Consider the following 16,215-nt stretch of genomic DNA (forward strand, 5'->3'; position numbering starts at 1 on the left):
CTATCGCCGTGCGACAACAGCGGATTTGTGCATGGAAAAGCCGGATCCAACACTGTCCTTCGAGCATGCCATCCACGTCGGGAGATGCTCGACGAACCGATCCAACCTCCGCCAGCACCGCCCTGTCCATGGACCAACAGCCCCAGAGTGCCGACCAGCCGGATCGTCACTAGGCACAACAGTCGAACCGACACGCCGATGATCCGGCAAGCCAGGCGGATTGCTTGCGGTCGCGCTCTAGGGTTAGCCCCAGATCACTTCAAGATTGGGGAAACCGCGGTGCTTCGGCGCTTGACACTCGCCTCGTTCCTGCTGCTGCCCCTCGCGGCGTGCGGGCATTCCACCGGCGCGGGCAAGCCCGCCGACGCCGCACCGGGCAGCACCCAGGCAGTAGGCGCCGCACCGACAGGCAGCCGCGCGCCGGAAGGCACCACCGCTCCAGGCGCCACGCCGGCCGGGCGGTCGTCCGCATCGACGCCCACACCGGGTACACCGACCGACGCCGCCGATCAGCTCACCGGCACGCAGCACGCATACCTCAAGGCGGCCGACACGGCGAAGGGCACGATCACCTTCGACCTGGTCGAATGGTTCGAAGGCAAGGCCGCGGCGAACGCCTGCAAGGCGGACGGCGTCGAGCCGGCCGAGAACGACTGGTGCACCGGCTGGTACATCCGCAACAACAACAAGAAGGTGCGCACCTATCCGGTGGCACCGGGCGCGAGCCTGCGCATCGTCGGGACCACCGGAACGGACCTTGCGGACGCCGATCTCAAGAAGTTCCGGGCGACGCTGCTGTCGACCGGTCGGGTCTTCGTCTTCACCGTGAAGGCGGGCCAGATCACCAAGGCGGACGAGATTTACACGCCCTGAACGCAGGCCCACAGAAGACGGCGGCAATCACGACGCGACATGGGACGCGACGCGACGCCCGAAGGGCAGGGTTCGCACGGCGAATCCCGCCCCTCGGCGGTCGAACCTGCGGCTGGCCAGCCTGGTCAGTGAAGGCTCAGCTGTACCAGCCCGTGCACACCGTGCCGAGGCCCTGGTCGAAGGAGAGGCAGGCGCGGACGCTGTAGCCGGCCAAGCGGCCCCACATGTTCGTGTATGCCAACGCCTGACCGTGGTCGACATGCACCGACTGGTAGGTCATGTAGCCGTTGTAGTTGTACCGGCGGTCGACGCTGATCGTGGCACCGACGTATGCCACCTGGTGATATCCGGTAACGCGCGCCCAGTAGGAGTCACACTGGTTGGACCGCCGCAATTCCAGGTTCCAGTCGCCGTACCCGGCGTTGGCAGTCGTCTGGGTGTACGCAGAGGCGGTGGAGCAGCCGGTCGAGTCGGGGTTCTTGCCGCTGCAGTTGTTTCCCGAGCAGCTGATGGCCGAGGCGGGCGATCCGGCGGCGAGTATGGCTCCGGCGGCGAGAAGCATGGTGACAAGGATGGTCGTCAAACGACGTCGCATTGATGTACCTGTTCTTTCGAGATCGATTCCTGGAATACCCTCCGGGGGTCCCGAGGGCGTGTGTGAAGTCCCCGAAATCGAGCCTGGGCTCGGGGACTCGCGAAATTTGGCACGATAGTCGCGACAGAGATCGACGGCCTTCTCGCAGAAGCAAATCCGGGTACGACACGCCCGGATCGAATGGTCGCAAGACTTCTCAGACCGCTTTGGTCAGGCGGAGCGCTGACGCTTCTCCACGATCTTGGCCGCGCTGCGCCGACCGTGCGCCATCACGTCGACGTGACCGCCTGCCCCACGGCCGGCCACGTCCTGCCACCCCCGGAGCCTGCTCGCGATCAGGGCCAGGCGAGAGTCGTCCGGGGGGACGTCGATCGAGAACAGCGCCTCGTTCGGCCTCCGGTCATCTCCTCCCCAGCGAACAACGCCGTCGAGTTCGGCCAGGATGTCGCGGATCACGATCTGCTGCAGGGCGAAGAAGTTCCCCCGTGCGCCCACGGGGTAGTGATCGGGCCTGATCAGGACGGCGGTGCCGGAGGCCAGGTTCGATTCGGCCGTTGGCTTGCGCTCGCCTGTCGGGGCTCGCCACCCGGTCACGTCACCTGCGCGCAATTCCTCTACCTCGTAGTGAAAGCGTCGGACGAGGTGTACGAGGATCGTCTCGACGTCACCCATGCGCATCTGGACTCCGGCGAGCGGCGTTCCGACGACCGGTCTTGTGTAGACGCTCCCACGATCGTCGGCCACCTTCTCCATCTCCCAGCCGTTGAGCGACCGCTCTCCGGTGAGGGCTCGGCTATCCGGCTTACGCAGACGTCGGATCTTGGCGGCGAGCCTGGCCGCAGCCGTATCGCTGGACGAGGCGTGCGCCGGTGAGGACGTCAGCGCGGGAAGCGATACAGCCGCACCCGCCGCAGCGGTGCGGATGAGAAAGAAACGGCGCGTCAACCGCGGTTTGGTGGTCATGTCAGTTTCCCGTCGGCCTGGTCGGGACTCTTGTGATGTGCGGATACGAATAGAGCTATCAGGGTCATAGCGCCCGCGAGAATGGCAGCTATGGCCAGAACGGAATTGACATGGCTGGGTATCGCGCCTTCGACGGTCCCCTTGCCTGCGACGTGACAGCCGAACCGGAGCGGAACCAGCGAGGTCCGGTACGCATCCACACTTCCCGCGTGTGCAGGCCCGACCGCGGTCTTGCAGGCTTGATCAGCCGCGGACTCGTCCATCACCAGGTGCAGCGCGCCCCAGATGTAGACACCAAGGGCTACCGCGGCCACAAGCGCCGCGACGCAACGCCACACGGCACCGGGCGCGGGCTCCGGACCGCGAGCACGCCTGAGTGTCAGCCGCGCGTAGACAAGGAGCGCGATGAAGCCCGCGGCACTCAGCGACACGACGGCGAACAGCACGACCGGGTTCGGCACGGCGAACGGATCCTGCGACACAGCAACCCTTCAGAAGTGGCGGGCGATACCGTTGTACTTCTCGAAGATGTAGTAGAGCGCCATGCGCTTCTGACCGCCGTCCACGGCAACATCACCCCAGCCTTGGTAGCGGCGTAAGATTTCGAAATTCTCCTTGTCGTTGTAGTCCAGAGCCATGGGCCGCAGAACCGTCTCTCCCTCGGGTGGGTTGCTGCCCCCCGGCTTGCCCGCCGCACCCCAGAGGTGCAGCAGCGAAACCGTCTGCAACGCGAAGGCCTCGTCCTGAACCTTCTTCCACATGGCGTAGACGTCGCCGTCGTTCGCAGGATCGCTGGTCGACCCCGTCACGAGGCCTTTCGCGATGCAATAATTCCAGGCCCGGATTGCGGCCTCGCCGGTGATCTGTGCGATCCCCGTCGAGGAGTCCCGCACGCCCCCAGGGACTCCGAGGTGATATGCCTCCACGCGGGCGTCCTGGACGTCGTCCTCAGGCCCCCAATGGCGCATCTCCCAGTAGGCGGAGGTCTGAATGAGAGCCTTTCGCATCCTGTACAGATTAGATTGCTGCGTGATCACGTCATCGTGATCCAGCACTGTGGACTGGAAACACTTCCAGTGCTGGAAGTTCTTGAGACCGCCGTCATTGGGGTACCCGATCGACTCCATGTACTTCCCGATGTCGATCATCAGCGAGTTGTGCAGCGAGGAGTCGAGTCGGACGTCCGCGACCACTGCGCGCGCCGGATTGAACGAATCCTGTCCGGTGTCACGCCCCGATGCGATGTCGTTGTCGATCTCGATGCTCCCCGTGCCCGTCCCGACGACGCGCGTGACGAACTGGTCGTAAGCCCAGTCCGCCGGAAGCGCGTAACCATAGTTACCCGAGTATCCGGACGACAGGTCGGAGACGAAACTTGCGGTCGAATGCCCGGCAGCTGCGACGCGCGAGCAGACGTTGCGGGCGCCGTACACGCCGACCAGGTATTGGCCTCCAGCCTCCGCCACCGAGTCCACGATGCCCTTGAAATGTGGCAGGACGTTCGACGTCACCTCGTCATCGAGGGCGTCGAAGTCCACGGCGAAAAAGATCCGCGTCCCTGGCTTGAAGCCGTGGTCCTGAGCCGCGTTGATCGCCGCATAGCCCGCCGCCCGGCCGAGTGGGTAGTTGAACGACGACGCATCCCTGCCCTGGGTTTGATAGATAGGAAAGCAACGTAGCCCCGAGGAAGCAATCGTCTGCAACTCCCCCGGCTGAATCACCTTCTCCGGCAGCGTGCTGCTGACACTCGTCAGATAGCGTCCCACATAGGTGATTCCATCGGCCTTCAGGCTCGTCGCCCGTGCGGTCGTGATCTTTGTGACCCCATCGCAGGCGGCACCCTTGCGAGCCTGGTCTCCGTACGAGATCAACAGCGATGCCCAGGTCGCATAGTCGCCCTTGCCGGTGGCCGGCAATTTGACGAAGGACTGAAATGCGGTGGTCTCAGATACGAGCGCAGATCCGAAGGTCGACGAAAATGTCACGGCACGCTGATTGAGGATCATCGCCGCCGAGAAGAGCGAGACCCACACACCGGTCGCCCCCGTCGCAACGGGGTGCGTCTTCAAGCCGGACTGCGTTCCTGGGCCAAATACGCCGTTGGCCACGCCGTCCGCCATGCCGAGTTCGTACTGCACGGCCAGCAGCATGGCCTTGGCCACGTCTCGCGAATGCCGACCGTCACAGGGAATGACGAAGAAGTCCGCTCGGCCCAGGTACCGGCCGTTCAACCACTGCTGAACACCGCGAACCGCATCCGAGCCCGTGGCGACCTTAACGTAGGGATCCATGTTGAGCAGACCCTTGAAGACCTTTGGAGTGAGATCGCCGTTCGGGGTGGTCCCGCCCACGCCCATGTCGGACTTGAGCTGGCTGACCGCCGCCTGAATACGGGCACCATAGACTCCGTCGACGCCACCGCCGTCATATCCCTTGCAATACAGGGCTGACTGGATGATGCGGGTGAAGTTGGCGTAAGGAACCGTGTTCTGATTCAACGCAGGGTATTTGGAGGTCAAGGTCGACAGCGTCGTGGGTCCAAAACTGTTGGACAATGCAGTGATGCCGAGCTCCCACTGCAGCGCCCTGGTCAAGGCGTACATCATGGTCCAGCTCGTCTTGCCGTCCTCATCGACTGTCATGCCGATGCGGGTCCCATAGATTGTGTTCACAAAACGCTGCGCCTGCAAGACCATCTCATCCGCCACGGATGCACAACTCCCTAACAAATCCCTTGCCATCAATCCACAGCGGACGATGACACAATGACAGTTGATCAACTGGCCGTCAAGAGTCAATGCCCTTCGGTTAAGGGCCTCGGCGCTGGTCCGCGGGTGAGGTGACGGTGCGATAGCAGGCCCGGCAGCGTGTCGGGCCGTGGCGTCGTCTTCAGTGGAGCCAGGGGCGGTCTCAGGGCCGGTTTACTGATCACATCGGGCCGGGAGGGTGTCGGCCCCGCTCGAGCGTGACCTGCTCGAAGAGGCTTGAACAGCTAGAGTTCGGCCCGCAAACCCTCGCGGAACTGTTCGAAAGGGCATGCGCGCCCTCGCCGGGCCGGGCACGAAGGGCACCTGGCCGGCCCGGCGCCGGCTGACGGCGATCGACGCGACCAGCCTGGACGTCGCTGACACTGCGGCCAATGTGGAACGCCGCGACCGGCTCGGCTCCGAGCCGAAAGCATCGGCATATCCGAAACTGCAAGTGAACGTCGATCTCCGCGAGTGCACGGCGAGCGGGACCTGGGAATTCGAGTACCACGGCGTTCGCTATTTCCTGCCGGCCTTCTCGTCGGCCTACGCCCAGGAAAATCCCCGTTACTACGGGGTGGCGGGTTGGTCGTACATCCATTTCCAGCCCGGGTGGACCTTCAATCGGTTCAGCATTTCCCGACACCGCAAGAATCGGGCTCCTCTGTCCGCTCCGGTCAGTTCCGTGTTCGCCGCCCGCGGCAGTCGGGGATTACGAGAGAGCGTCGCCCAGATCACCCGCGAGCTGAACGACCGCGAGGCCCGCTTGAGCCACGACGGCGGTACGTCAGGAGCAGGTGAGCCGGGCCGCGGCCCAGTCACCGTGGTCGCTGCCGACACCGTTCCCGCCGTCGGTGACCCGCAGCTCCATCCGCCGGCCGCCGGTGAGGTCGACGTCCATTCGTTCAGCCCCGCCGGCCCCGGTGAGGATCGTGCTCTGCGCCTTGCGTACCCCGTCGACCCAGACCTCGAAGCCGACCGAGCCGGACGCCTCGTCGTCGACGCCCACATCGGACCGGAAGCGGGTGCAGTCCCCGCCCAGCTCCACCAGCACGTTGGACACGGCGTGCACGCCGAGGCCCCTGGCGTAGGTGACGCCGGCGATGGTCAGCGTGCGACCGTCGGTGGCGCCCTGCTCGCCGTTGCTGCGGTCCTTCTCGACCGGGCCCCAGCCGTTCGCCTGCTGCACATACGGCCGGTCGCTGAGCCATTCCCAGCCGGCCGGCAGCGGCGCCTGGGTGGTCGTGGTGGCGGCGACCGTGGTGGTGAAGCCGGATGCCGTGCTGGAGGTGACGGAGGCGGTCAGGTCGTAGCTGCCGAAGTCCGTGCCGGCCGGGGCGATGACGGTGAACGCCGTCGTCTCCGGGCTGCCCGTGGCGACGTCGCCGAGGTCGGCCTGAGCCGGGGTCACCGTCCAGCCCTCCGGCGCGGTGAGCCGGACGGTGGTCGCGCGCAGCCCTCCGGCGCACCGGGCCGACACCTTGATCTCCACGGTTTCTTCCGTGCCGGCCGCGATCTGACCGTCAGTGGTCGCGGTGACGTCCGGCGGGCAGGGCGCCGGCACGTCGGAGTCCGGCACGCCGCCGACGGCGACCTCGGCCCGGGTCAATGGGCGCAGCACCAACTCGTGGGAGTACGGCCTGGTCGGCGAGAGGCTGAACGGGTCGAGTACCGAGTTCGGCGTCTCACCCATGCCGGTCTCTCCGGCCTCCGCGTGCAGGGTCACCCAGCCGTTGTTGTGGACCAGTGGCAGCTGGTGGTCGTACTCGGCCCGGTCCAGGTCGTCGTAGGGCGTGACGCTGACGTCCCTCATGCCGCCGACGAGCAGCCCGGAACGTCCGTCGTTGAGCGACGCCCACCGGGTGTCGGTGTGGTTGCCGTACGCCTGCGGACGGGAGTAGCGGACGTACTCCCCGTCAACGGTGCTGCGGTAGACGCCCATCGGTGCACCGCTACGCCGGTCGTTGTACGACTCGTGCGGGCCGCGGCCATAGAACGCGAACCGTTGCATCTCGTCCGGCAGCCGCAGCTGGACGCCGATCCGTGGCAGGTAGGGCAGGGAGCCGACGCGGCTACCCCTCGGGACCACGTCCTGCTTCAGCGTGACGGTGCCCCGCCGGTCGATGCGGTACCGCATCGACTGATCGAACGAGAGCAGGGCGGCGGTGCCGGCCCCGGCGACGGTGCTGCGTACCTCCACCACGACGGCGTCGGATTCGGTGCTGCTCCGCACGTCGGTGATCGTGGTCTGCAGGCGGTCGAGGCCGATGTCGTGCCAGATGCGGCGGTCGTCGGTGCCCCAGTCGTAGGTCTCGTTGCTTGTCGGCGGCCGGTACGCGTCCAGACGCGGTCCACCGGCGAGCAGTTCCCGCCCGTGCGCCTTCATCGAGGCAAGGTCGCCGTCGTCGAAGCGGTACGTCCAGCCGGGGCCGGAGACGGTCAGTACGTCGCCGCGGGTCGCCACGGCGGGTGCTCCGTTGACCGGTGCCGGCAGGATGCCGGGCACCGAGCGACCGCCGACGGAGAACTGGTCGTACCCGGCGATCCACCCGCGCTTGGCCCAGGCGGTGTCGGTGGTGGTCTCGGCGCTGATGTTGAGGAACCGCTCCCGGTCGTCCGGGTTGGCCGGCACCCCGCCGAGGTCGAGGTCGACGGCTTGGCCGGGGGCCAGCGTGAGCGGCCGGCTGCCGGAACGGATCGTGCGGGCCTGCTCGATGATCTGGTACCGCAGCCGGAGCCGGAAGGCGCCGGCCTGCTGCTCGTTGTGTACCCGGACCCTGCCGTTCACGGCGTCCACGGCGGTGAACCGGATCGGCGCCTGTGCCCACGCCATCTCCCGGGTCTCCGGCTGCAGGTACCGGTCGGAGCCGACGAGACCGTCGGTGCCCGACAGGCTGATACCGAGGCTGAGGAAGTCGCCCTTGCGCTGGAACGCGTCGAAGTTCAGCGCGAGGACGGCCTGCCCGGTGGGGTCACCGGCGAGCTGGGCCGGGGTCAGCGCGGCGGCGTAGACGCGGGCGTCGTCGATCAGCCCCCGTGCCGTCCGGACGCTCCACAGGTCGTTGTCCCGCTGGGTCTCCGCGTTGTGGCCGAGGTTGACCTCGAACAGGCCGGGATCGACCGCCCCGGTGCGCGGCGTGGTCGCCGCCTCCCGGCCGTCTATGTACAGCCGCAGCGCCGCACCGTCGTAGACACCGGAGACCCGGTGCCAGTTGCCGTACCAGTCGGGCGGCACGTCGGCGGACGCGGTGGCCCACCCGCCGGCGTCGACGCCGAACTCCAGCGTGTCGCGGTCGCGCATCTGCAACCCGTACCCCTGGCCCTTGGTGAGGATCGGGAAGCTGCCGGCCCATTCTCCCGGCTTGACCCAGCTGTCGAGGGTCAGCGGACCGGTGAGGTCGAGCCGGCGGTCGCGGAAGACGTCGACGAAGTCGTCCAGGCTGGAGAGGTCGACCGCCTGGCCGCGCCGGCCGGGGGCTGCGGTGGCCTTGCCGACCAGGAACGTCTGGATCCTGCTCTTCGACGAGTCCGGCGTGAACACCAGCGGCTGGCGCAGGTTCTGCTCGGCCCAGTCCCAGATGAAGCCGCCCTGCATCTGCGGGTTGCGCCGGGCGAGTGCCCAGAACTGGTCGAAGTTGCCGAGCCCGTTGCCCATCGCGTGTGCGTACTCGCCCATCACGATCGGCTTGGCGGAGCTGTTCGTACGGGCGGCCAGGCGCGCCGGCGTGTTGTAGCGGGGGCCATCCACATCGGCGAAGGGTGCGTCACCGTCCGGGCTGTTCGACTGGTGGTACAGCAGCCGGGTCGGCTCGTTGGCGTCGGCCCACGCGGCCATCGCGTAGTGCGCGGTGCCGAGACCGGCCTCGTTGCCGGTGTCCCACATGAGCACGCTGGGGTGGTTCTTGTCCCGGGCGACCATCGCCTGGAAGCGGTCGGCGAACGCGGCCTGCCACTCCGGCTTGGCGGCGAGGCAGGCCGAGGGGCAGCTCTCGTGGGCGTGGGTCTCGATGTCCACCTCGTCGTCGATCCACAGCCCGTGCTTGTCGGCGAGCTTGTAGAGGTACGGATCCGACGGGTAGTGCGAGGTCCGTACCGCGTTGAGGTGCAGCCTTTTCATTCCGAAGACGTCGTCGCGCTGGCGCTGACGGGTGTTGTACCGCCCGGTGTCCGGATCGGTCTCGGCCCGGTTGGTGCCCTTGACCATGATGCGTTTGCCGTTGACGAGGATCTGCTTGTCGCGTACCTCGATCTCGCGGAAGCCGATCGCCTGCGCGGTGATGTGCAGGGACCGGCCGTCCGGCCCGACCAGCTCCAGCACCAGCGAGTACAGGTTCGGCTCCTCGGCGCTCCACTTCGCCGGGTCGGCGACCCGGCCGGCGAGGGTGACCTGTGCGCCGGTGCCGTCGGCGGTCAGGTCGACGGGGGCCGTCAGGGTCGTCACGATCCTCTTCCCGGCGTCGCGCAGCGTCCCCCGCACGACGTAGCGGCCGGGAACACCGCGGGCACTGCGGGCCACGTCGACCCGGGCCCGCAGGGTGGCGTCGCGGTAGTCCGCATCAAGATCGGTCGTGATGTACGCGTCCTGCAGGCGGGTCTGCCCGGTGCGGTAGAGCGAGACGCTGCGGAAGATGCCGCTGAACCGCCACTGGTCGTAGTCCTCCAGGTAGGCGCCGGATCCCCAGCGATGCACCTGCACGGCGATCTGGTTGCGGCCGGGATGCAGCCGCTCCGTGACGTCGAACTCGGCCGGCGTGTAGCCGCCCTGGTCGTATCCGATGTAGCCGCCGTTGACCCAGACCAGGTAGCCGCTGGTGACACCCTCGAAGCGCAGGAACATCCGGTCGCCGTCCCACTGCGGGGACAGATCGAAGGTGCGCACGTACGCCCCGGTCGGGTTGACGTCGCGCGGCACGTTCGGCGGGCTGTCCGGCGAGATCTCCTCGGGGATGTTGCGGAACATCGGATGGTCGATGAAGTCCGACTGCCAGGTGTGCGGGACCTTGGCCGTCGGCCAGGACGAGGCGTCGAAGCCGGCCGCGTGAAAGGCCGGAGGCACGTCGTCGGGTCGATTGAAGATCTTCAGCTTCCAGTCGCCGTCGAGAGGCGCCACTTGGGGATTGCGGGCACTGTGCTCGGACACATCGGCGATCGCGGCCGCCGCGCCGGCGTAAGGCCGCAGGTCGGAGTGCGGCGGCTGCTGACCTTCGCCGGTCAGCTGCGGATTCTCCAGGTACCGGTAGACGTCCTCGCTGGTCTTCGGTCCACCGGTCGGGTCGACCGCGCCACTGAGCGCCGCCTGGGCCGTCGCGGCTGCCGCGGTCGCGGCGCGCATCTCGGCCGCGGACGGCTCGGCGGCGAAGCCACCGGCCGGTGCGGCGACCGCAGGCGGGCCGAACATGGCGCCGGCAAGGACAAGGGCCAAGAACGTACGGCGCATCGGGCCGCTCCTGTTTGGTCAGGGCACGTCGGTAGCACGGCGCATATCGCAAGCACGAGCCCGGACCGGTCGAGAGGACACATTCAATCCAGGTGTGTCTATGTTTACTTGCTTGGGATTTCGTGTCAACGTGTGTGTTCGATGGTTCTACGACCCGGCCGCACGGTGCTGGGGGTGATCCAGGCGTCACCCGCGGCCCCCTTCGGCGCGCGCACAGCCGCCGGCGCGAATGATGCGGGCATGACCACGGTGCTGCAACGCCCGACCGTACTGCTGCTCGCGGTTTCGCGGCCGTGGTTCTGGCCGGTCTCCTGGGTGCCCGCATACCTCGGCACCGTCCTGGCCGGACACGCCTGGCTGCCGGCCCGGGCCGACGCGCCGCGGGCCGCGGCGGCGCTGCTCGTCCTCGGCCCGTTGATCTGGGGTGCCGTCCTCGCCCAGAACGACCTGCACGACCTGCCCAGCGACCGGATGAACCCGCGCAAGGCCACCGCACCCCTGGTCACCGGCGCGGTCTCGGCCCGGCGGCTGCGCATCTGGTACGCGGGCCTCGCGATCGGCAGCGTCGCGGTGGCGCTGTTCGTGGGGCCGCTGTTCGTGCTCGGCGTCGCCGGGGTGCTGCTGCTCGGCTGGGCGTACAGCGTGCCGCCGCTGCGGCTGAAGACCCGGCCGGGCTGGGACGTCGCGGTGAACGCGCTGGTGGTCGGCGTGGTGTCGCCTGCCGCGGGCTGGGCGATCACCCGGCCGCCGTGGGGGTTCCCGTGGCAGTTCGCGCTGATCGGCGTCCTGTTCGCCGCCGCGCTCTACGTGCCGACCACGGTGACCGACCTCGCCGCCGACCGCGATGCCGGTTACACCACGTTCGCGGTCCGCTACGGCCACCGGCTCGCGCACCGCATCGGGGTCGCGCTGTGGGGCTGCGCGCTGGCCGTCTCGATCGTGTGCGCCGCGCTCGACGTGCTGGTGCCCCGATCGACGCTCACGGCGCAGCTGGTCATGGCGCCGATGCTGCTGGCCGCGTACGCGATCCTCACCCGCCGCCCGACCATCGCCAAGCTGGCCGTGGTCTCCGTGCTCTTCGGGGTGCCGACCGTCGGCTTCGCGCTCGCCTACATCGGGTGAGGCCCGTTATCTGTTCGTTATGTAGTCGGTGAAATCGGCGGGGCGTGCGGCGCGTGTCCAGGGCATACCAGCACCACCCCTCGAAGGAGACACCACCCATGCGATCGTTCGTCCTCGGAGCCGCCGGCCTCGCCACCGCCGCCACGCTGTCCGCCTGCACCACCACCGCTGCCCCGCAGGCCGCACCCTCCGCGACCGCTGCCCGCCCGCAGGCGGCCGGGACGGCGAAGCTGGGCGGCACCGCCGCCGGCAGCGGCGAGTCGCCGGCGCCGACCGCGGCGGCGAAGTCGGGCGGGACCACCGCCGCGGGCAGGGCGAGGCCCGCGGTCTCGGATCTGAGCGAGCTCGAGCGACTCGGCATCGACCTGAACGAGGGCGTGCTCATCGACGTCGCGGACGACGGCGTGGACCGCTACCTGCAGGTCGGCCGCACTGGCGTCGACTTCACCGGCACCACCCGGACCGACTCGACCATGATGTCGCTCAAGGCCGCGCCGGTACGCGAGAAGAACCGGGTGCTGATCAAGCCGCCGTTCTGGAACGAGGAGGTCGGCGCGGGCCACTGCGTCGCGGACACCTCCGGCGCCGCGTTGCGGCTCGAGGCCTGTCGCAGCGGCCGGGCCGCGCAGGTGTGGACGATCGTCCCGGCCGGCGACTCCGGCCAGTTCGAATTGCAGGGAAAGTACGGCGTCATCCGCGTCGAGGACGGGAAGATCACCACGGGGGGATCGGGCCGCACCGGCCTGCAGACCATCCCGTTCGCGAGCTGAGCCTCGCCCGCCGAAGACGGAGCCCGTCCATCCATGCGCGACGCTGAGGACTTCGACACCTTCTACGCGACGTCCTCACGTCGCGTACTCGCGCACGTCGCGATGATGGTGGGCGGCCGCGCCGAGGCCGAGGACTCCGTGGCCGAGGCGTACCTGCGCGCCTGGAACCGCTGGCACCGGATCAGCCGGTACGACAACCCCGAGGCCTGGGTGCGCCAGGTCGCCTACCGGCACGCGGTGAGCGCATGGCGTAAGGCCGTCAACCGGCTGTACGCGCACCGGCGCGACGCCGGCGACGGGCACGTCGAGGCGCTGAGCCCGGACCACGTCGCGATCGTCGCGGCGCTGCGCCGGATCCCCGCCGACCAGCGCCGGGTGATCGTCCTGCATCATCTCGTGGGGTTGAGCGTCGCCGAGATCAAGGCCGAGACCGGCGTACCGGCCGGAACAGTCACCACCTGGCTGGCCCGCGGGCGCCGGGCCATGGCCGCCCATCTGTCCGACAACGAGACGGACCGGGAGCACCGCGATGTCTGACGACCGCATCCAGCAGGGCCTCGACGCGTACGCCGAACACCTGCAGCGCACCGCCGGCCTGGCGCCGGCCCGGGAGGTACGCCGGCGAGCCGTCCGGCGCCGGCGCAACCGCGCGGCCGGTGCCGCGTTCGCCGCCGTGCTGATCTCGGCGGTCGGTCTCGGTACGGCCCTGGCCCGCGACCCGGGCCGGCCGCCGACCCCGGCCGCCTCGGGCACCCCCGGCCCGTCCGCCTCCGCGTCGCCGTCCACCTCCGCATCCGCGCCGCCGAAGCGCGGCACGAAGTCGTCGAACGTGAGCCAGCTGCGCGAGCTCGGCGTCGACCTGGAGACCGGGGTCCTGATCGACGTCGCCGACGACGGCGTGGACCTGTGGATGCAGGTCGGCCCGGACGACGTGGTCGACTTCACCGGCGCGGCCAAGGACGCGTCCACCGAGATGTCGCTCGTGCCCGCTCCGGTGACAGCTCGCAACCGGGTGGTGATCGCCCCGCCGGCGCGGCCCGGCTCCTGCGTCACGGACACGCCGCAGGCGCCGCTGATCCTGCGGCCGTGCCGCGACGGCGACCCGGCGCAGACCTGGGGGGTGGTGCCGGCCGGCGACTCCGGCCAGTTCCAGCTACAGGGGCAATTCGGCATCCTGACCGTCGACCAGGGACTGGTCGACGCCGACCAGACCGGCCGCACCGGCCTGCAGACCATCCCCTTCAACCGCTGACGCGGTGGTGGTTATCGTGCTGGCATGTCGTCGGAGACTGCGCAGTTGATCGCCCAGACGTTCCAGGTCCGCGCGGACACGGTGCCGAGGCGGCGATGACCAGGCTCGCACCGGATCTGCGGCCCGGCGCGCACCAGGAAGGCGAAGATGCTTCTAGCTCGGTATGGGTCATCGTCGCCTCCGATGGCGCGGTCGTGGATGTGAGAATCAGCCGGCAGTGGGTCGAGCGGCTGGCCGGGGACCGGCTGGGCGAGGCGGTGTTCGCGGCTTACCGGCAGGCGCATGAGAAACGCGCGGCGGCGCTGGCGGCGGCCCCCCAATCTGACGGCGGTGCCGCGGATCGGGTGGGCTCGCAGCCTCCGGACATCTCCGACGAGCAGGCCGTGCGAGTAATCCTCACCAACCCGCGCTACACCGGCCGGCAGATCTGGAACAAGCAGCGCACCGACGAGGTCCTGCTCGACGTGAACGACGTCGCCCTCGGCCACACCCCGATCATGCGATGGAACCGCCCGGACCCGTGGGTCGCCTCCAAGAACCCCGCCCACGAGGCCCTCATCGACCAGGGAACCTTCGACCGAACCCAAGAACTACTCGCCCGGCGGGCACGGACCGGCACCTCACCCAAACGGTCGCGCCGCACCCGCCACCCCTACGTCTTCAAAAGCCTGGTCAGCTGCGCAGCCTGCGGACGGAAAATGCAGGGCCAGCACTCCCATGGCGTCGCCTACTACCGCTGCCGCTACCCCCTGGAGTACGCCCTCGCCAACAAGATCAACCACCCGCGCAACGTCCTCCTGCGGGAAGACATCCTCATCACGCCCCTCGACACCTGGCTCGTCCAGCTGTTCGAACCCTCACAACGCCGGCAAACAATCGCCGACCTCATCAACCAAGCCGCCATCGGCGCCCCCACACAGCCCCGGCCACTCCCCCAAGAGCAATCACCGCAGAGATCGACGCCAAACTCGCCCGCTACCGCGCCGCCTGGACGCCGGAGCAGACCCCGCCGTGGTCACCGCCTGGATCGCCGAAACACAGGCCGAACGACACCTCGTCACCCAGCCTCAGACACCGGCGGCCAAGCGGAGGGCGCGGGGCTCGGCGTCCAGTCCGTGGTGAGCAGGTCGAGTTCACTTTGCAGCTGCGCCAGCAGGACGGCGAGATCGGGGCAGCGCTGCGGATCCGCCGTGACGGTGACAGTAAGTGTGCCCGCGTACGACAGCGCCGCGAATCCGACCGTAACGTTCCCGGTGATCGGCGACACCGGAATGATCTCGGTGATCGGCGCGGCGAGGAAGGACAGGCGGACGTCCGGGCCGTGAAGGTCGGTGACCATCGTGGTCACCGATTGCTGCCGGTTGACGAACCATCGGAAGGCGCCGCACCACGCCAGGATGCGAAACACCGGTCCGAGCAATGCGGTGGACGCGCCCGGGCTGGCCGGCCTGCGGCTGCGAGTGGTACGGGCGATCGCCGTAAGCCGCTGATGCAGGTCGCCGGCGACGGTCACCGGAACTGTCATGACCCCGACCTCGTTGCCGAGGTGCCCGGCCGTCGCCTCGCGCCGGCCGGCGATCGGCACAGAGATGACGAACCGGTCGACGCTCTCCCCACGGTGCTGCAGCACCGCGTGCAGGGCGCCGGTCACCGCCGCGAGGACGACGTCGTTGACCGTCGCGCCGTGTGCGTGCGTCAGCCGCTGCACGCCGGCCAGGTCGGCGCGAGCCACGGCCAGGCCGCGGTGTGCTCCGATGGGCTGGTTCAGCGAGGACCGCGGCGGGCCGTTGACGCCGCCCGTGGCGAGTTCGGCGATGGCCGAGCGGAGTTGCCGAGCTTTCACCGGGAGGTGGCCCAGCGCCCGGAGCCGGGTGCCCGACGCGTCGAGGAACAAGCTGCGCCGGCGGGGCTCCGGGCGCGGGAACTCTGTGTCCGGCGTGGTGGGGGCATGGTCGAGGAGGCGGGCGAGGACTGCCAGGCCGCCGAGCCCGTCGGCGAGGACGTGGTGCAGCATCACGACCAGCGCGGCCCGGCCGCCGGACAGTGAGGTGACCAGGGTCGCCGACCACAGCGGCCGGTTCCTGGGAAGCCTGCGAGCGGTGGTCTCCGCGACGGCACCGAGCAACGCGGCCTCGTCGCCCGGCGCGGGGCAGCGGACGGCGTTGACGTGGTCGCGGATATCGAAGTCCGGATCGTCGACCCAGACCGGACGCCCGCCCCCGAGCGGAGCCCGGACCAGGCGCTGCCGCAGCCGTGGTACCCCGTGGATGCGTTGGCCGATCGCCTCGCGCACCGCCGCGAGGTCCAACGCCGTTGTGGTGCCGAGGACGAGGACCGCCGCGACCTGCATCGGTGAGCCGGGAAGGTCGCAGGCGAGCTGCATCAGGTCGGTCGGGCTCGTCCGCTCGATCGACACCCTCCCCCGCACCCCAGCGCCACCGGCCACGGCCCCGGGC

The 16,215-nt window shown here is 68.9% G+C and carries 12 protein-coding genes and 1 pseudogene; 6 read left to right on the forward strand and 7 right to left on the reverse strand.

Translation table 11 applies throughout. The features are described from left to right. The first annotated feature begins 147 nt into the window (after positions 1–147). Positions 148–873 carry a hypothetical protein gene (locus tag BJ971_RS27685; protein WP_184996124.1) on the forward strand — a complete coding sequence of 242 codons (726 nt, stop codon included), beginning with the start codon at positions 148–150 and terminating at the stop codon, positions 871–873. A 136-nt stretch (positions 874–1,009) separates the two neighbouring features. Here BJ971_RS27685 and BJ971_RS27690 read toward each other — a convergent pair whose 3' ends face one another. From BJ971_RS27690 to BJ971_RS27710, 5 genes are all read right to left on the reverse strand, one after another. Continuing rightward, positions 1,010–1,435: a DUF2690 domain-containing protein gene (locus BJ971_RS27690; RefSeq protein ID WP_184996125.1), complete on the reverse strand. Its 426-nt coding sequence runs from the start codon at positions 1,433–1,435 to the stop codon at positions 1,010–1,012. Positions 1,436–1,678: 243 nt separating this feature from the next. Continuing rightward, complete coding sequence (locus BJ971_RS27695) at positions 1,679–2,431, reverse strand: hypothetical protein (protein WP_184996126.1); 753 nt, start codon at positions 2,429–2,431, stop codon at positions 1,679–1,681. Next, entirely contained in the window at positions 2,428–2,913 is a 486-nt protein-coding gene (locus BJ971_RS27700) for a hypothetical protein (RefSeq protein ID WP_184996127.1), read from the reverse strand. Before BJ971_RS27700 ends, BJ971_RS27695 begins: the two co-directional genes overlap by 4 nt. Positions 2,914–2,922: 9 nt before the next feature. Continuing rightward, positions 2,923–5,139, reverse strand: coding sequence for a glycoside hydrolase domain-containing protein (locus BJ971_RS27705; protein WP_184996128.1), 2,217 nt, complete (start codon positions 5,137–5,139; stop codon positions 2,923–2,925). 826 nt (positions 5,140–5,965) lie between these two features. Further along, positions 5,966–10,615: a glycoside hydrolase family 2 TIM barrel-domain containing protein gene (locus tag BJ971_RS27710; protein ID WP_184996129.1), complete on the reverse strand. Its 4,650-nt coding sequence runs from the start codon at positions 10,613–10,615 to the stop codon at positions 5,966–5,968. 240 nt (positions 10,616–10,855) lie between these two features. On the opposite strand from BJ971_RS27710, the gene BJ971_RS27715 reads away from it, so the two are divergent. The 4 genes from BJ971_RS27715 (at position 10,856) to BJ971_RS27730 (ending at position 13,759) form a co-directional block, all read left to right on the forward strand. Further along, positions 10,856–11,737: a UbiA prenyltransferase family protein gene (locus tag BJ971_RS27715; RefSeq protein WP_184996130.1), complete on the forward strand. Its 882-nt coding sequence runs from the start codon at positions 10,856–10,858 to the stop codon at positions 11,735–11,737. A 98-nt stretch (positions 11,738–11,835) separates the two neighbouring features. Then, positions 11,836–12,507 carry a hypothetical protein gene (locus BJ971_RS27720; RefSeq protein WP_184996131.1) on the forward strand — a complete coding sequence of 224 codons (672 nt, stop codon included), beginning with the start codon at positions 11,836–11,838 and terminating at the stop codon, positions 12,505–12,507. A 33-nt stretch (positions 12,508–12,540) separates the two neighbouring features. Beyond that, a complete protein-coding gene (locus BJ971_RS27725; protein ID WP_184996132.1) occupies positions 12,541–13,044 on the forward strand; it encodes a SigE family RNA polymerase sigma factor in 504 nt (167 codons plus the stop codon). Further along, positions 13,037–13,759, forward strand: a complete 723-nt coding sequence (locus BJ971_RS27730; RefSeq protein ID WP_184996133.1) for a hypothetical protein — start codon at positions 13,037–13,039, stop codon at positions 13,757–13,759. Before BJ971_RS27725 ends, BJ971_RS27730 begins: the two co-directional genes overlap by 8 nt. An 11-nt stretch (positions 13,760–13,770) precedes the next feature. On the opposite strand, the gene BJ971_RS27735 is transcribed toward BJ971_RS27730, so the two are convergent. Beyond that, positions 13,771–14,247, reverse strand: coding sequence for a hypothetical protein (locus tag BJ971_RS27735; RefSeq protein ID WP_184999373.1), 477 nt, complete (start codon positions 14,245–14,247; stop codon positions 13,771–13,773). Between BJ971_RS27735 and BJ971_RS42550 the strand changes: the two are divergent. Next, positions 14,143–14,508: pseudogene (locus BJ971_RS42550) on the forward strand (recombinase family protein); the annotation flags it as partial. The gene BJ971_RS27735 and the pseudogene BJ971_RS42550 sit on opposite strands and share 105 nt — an antisense overlap. Positions 14,509–14,816: 308 nt before the next feature. Here BJ971_RS42550 and BJ971_RS27740 read toward each other — a convergent pair. Next, positions 14,817–16,175 carry a wax ester/triacylglycerol synthase domain-containing protein gene (locus tag BJ971_RS27740; RefSeq protein WP_184996134.1) on the reverse strand — a complete coding sequence of 453 codons (1,359 nt, stop codon included), beginning with the start codon at positions 16,173–16,175 and terminating at the stop codon, positions 14,817–14,819. Positions 16,176–16,215 lie beyond the last annotated feature (40 nt).

It is taken from the genome of Amorphoplanes digitatis (assembly GCF_014205335.1).
GTDB lineage: Bacteria > Actinomycetota > Actinomycetes > Mycobacteriales > Micromonosporaceae > Actinoplanes > Actinoplanes digitatus.

Coding starts and splice junctions, on each gene's coding strand:
- BJ971_RS27695 (WP_184996126.1), bottom strand. CDS start 2,431: ATGACCACCAAACCGCGGTTGACGCGCCGTTTCTTTCTCATCCGCACC.
- BJ971_RS27690 (WP_184996125.1), bottom strand. CDS start 1,435: ATGCTTCTCGCCGCCGGAGCCATACTCGCCGCCGGATCGCCCGCCTCG.
- BJ971_RS27715 (WP_184996130.1), top strand. CDS start 10,856: ATGACCACGGTGCTGCAACGCCCGACCGTACTGCTGCTCGCGGTTTCG.
- BJ971_RS27720 (WP_184996131.1), top strand. CDS start 11,836: ATGCGATCGTTCGTCCTCGGAGCCGCCGGCCTCGCCACCGCCGCCACG.
- BJ971_RS27730 (WP_184996133.1), top strand. CDS start 13,037: ATGTCTGACGACCGCATCCAGCAGGGCCTCGACGCGTACGCCGAACAC.
- BJ971_RS27710 (WP_184996129.1), bottom strand. CDS start 10,615: ATGCGCCGTACGTTCTTGGCCCTTGTCCTTGCCGGCGCCATGTTCGGC.
- BJ971_RS27725 (WP_184996132.1), top strand. CDS start 12,541: ATGCGCGACGCTGAGGACTTCGACACCTTCTACGCGACGTCCTCACGT.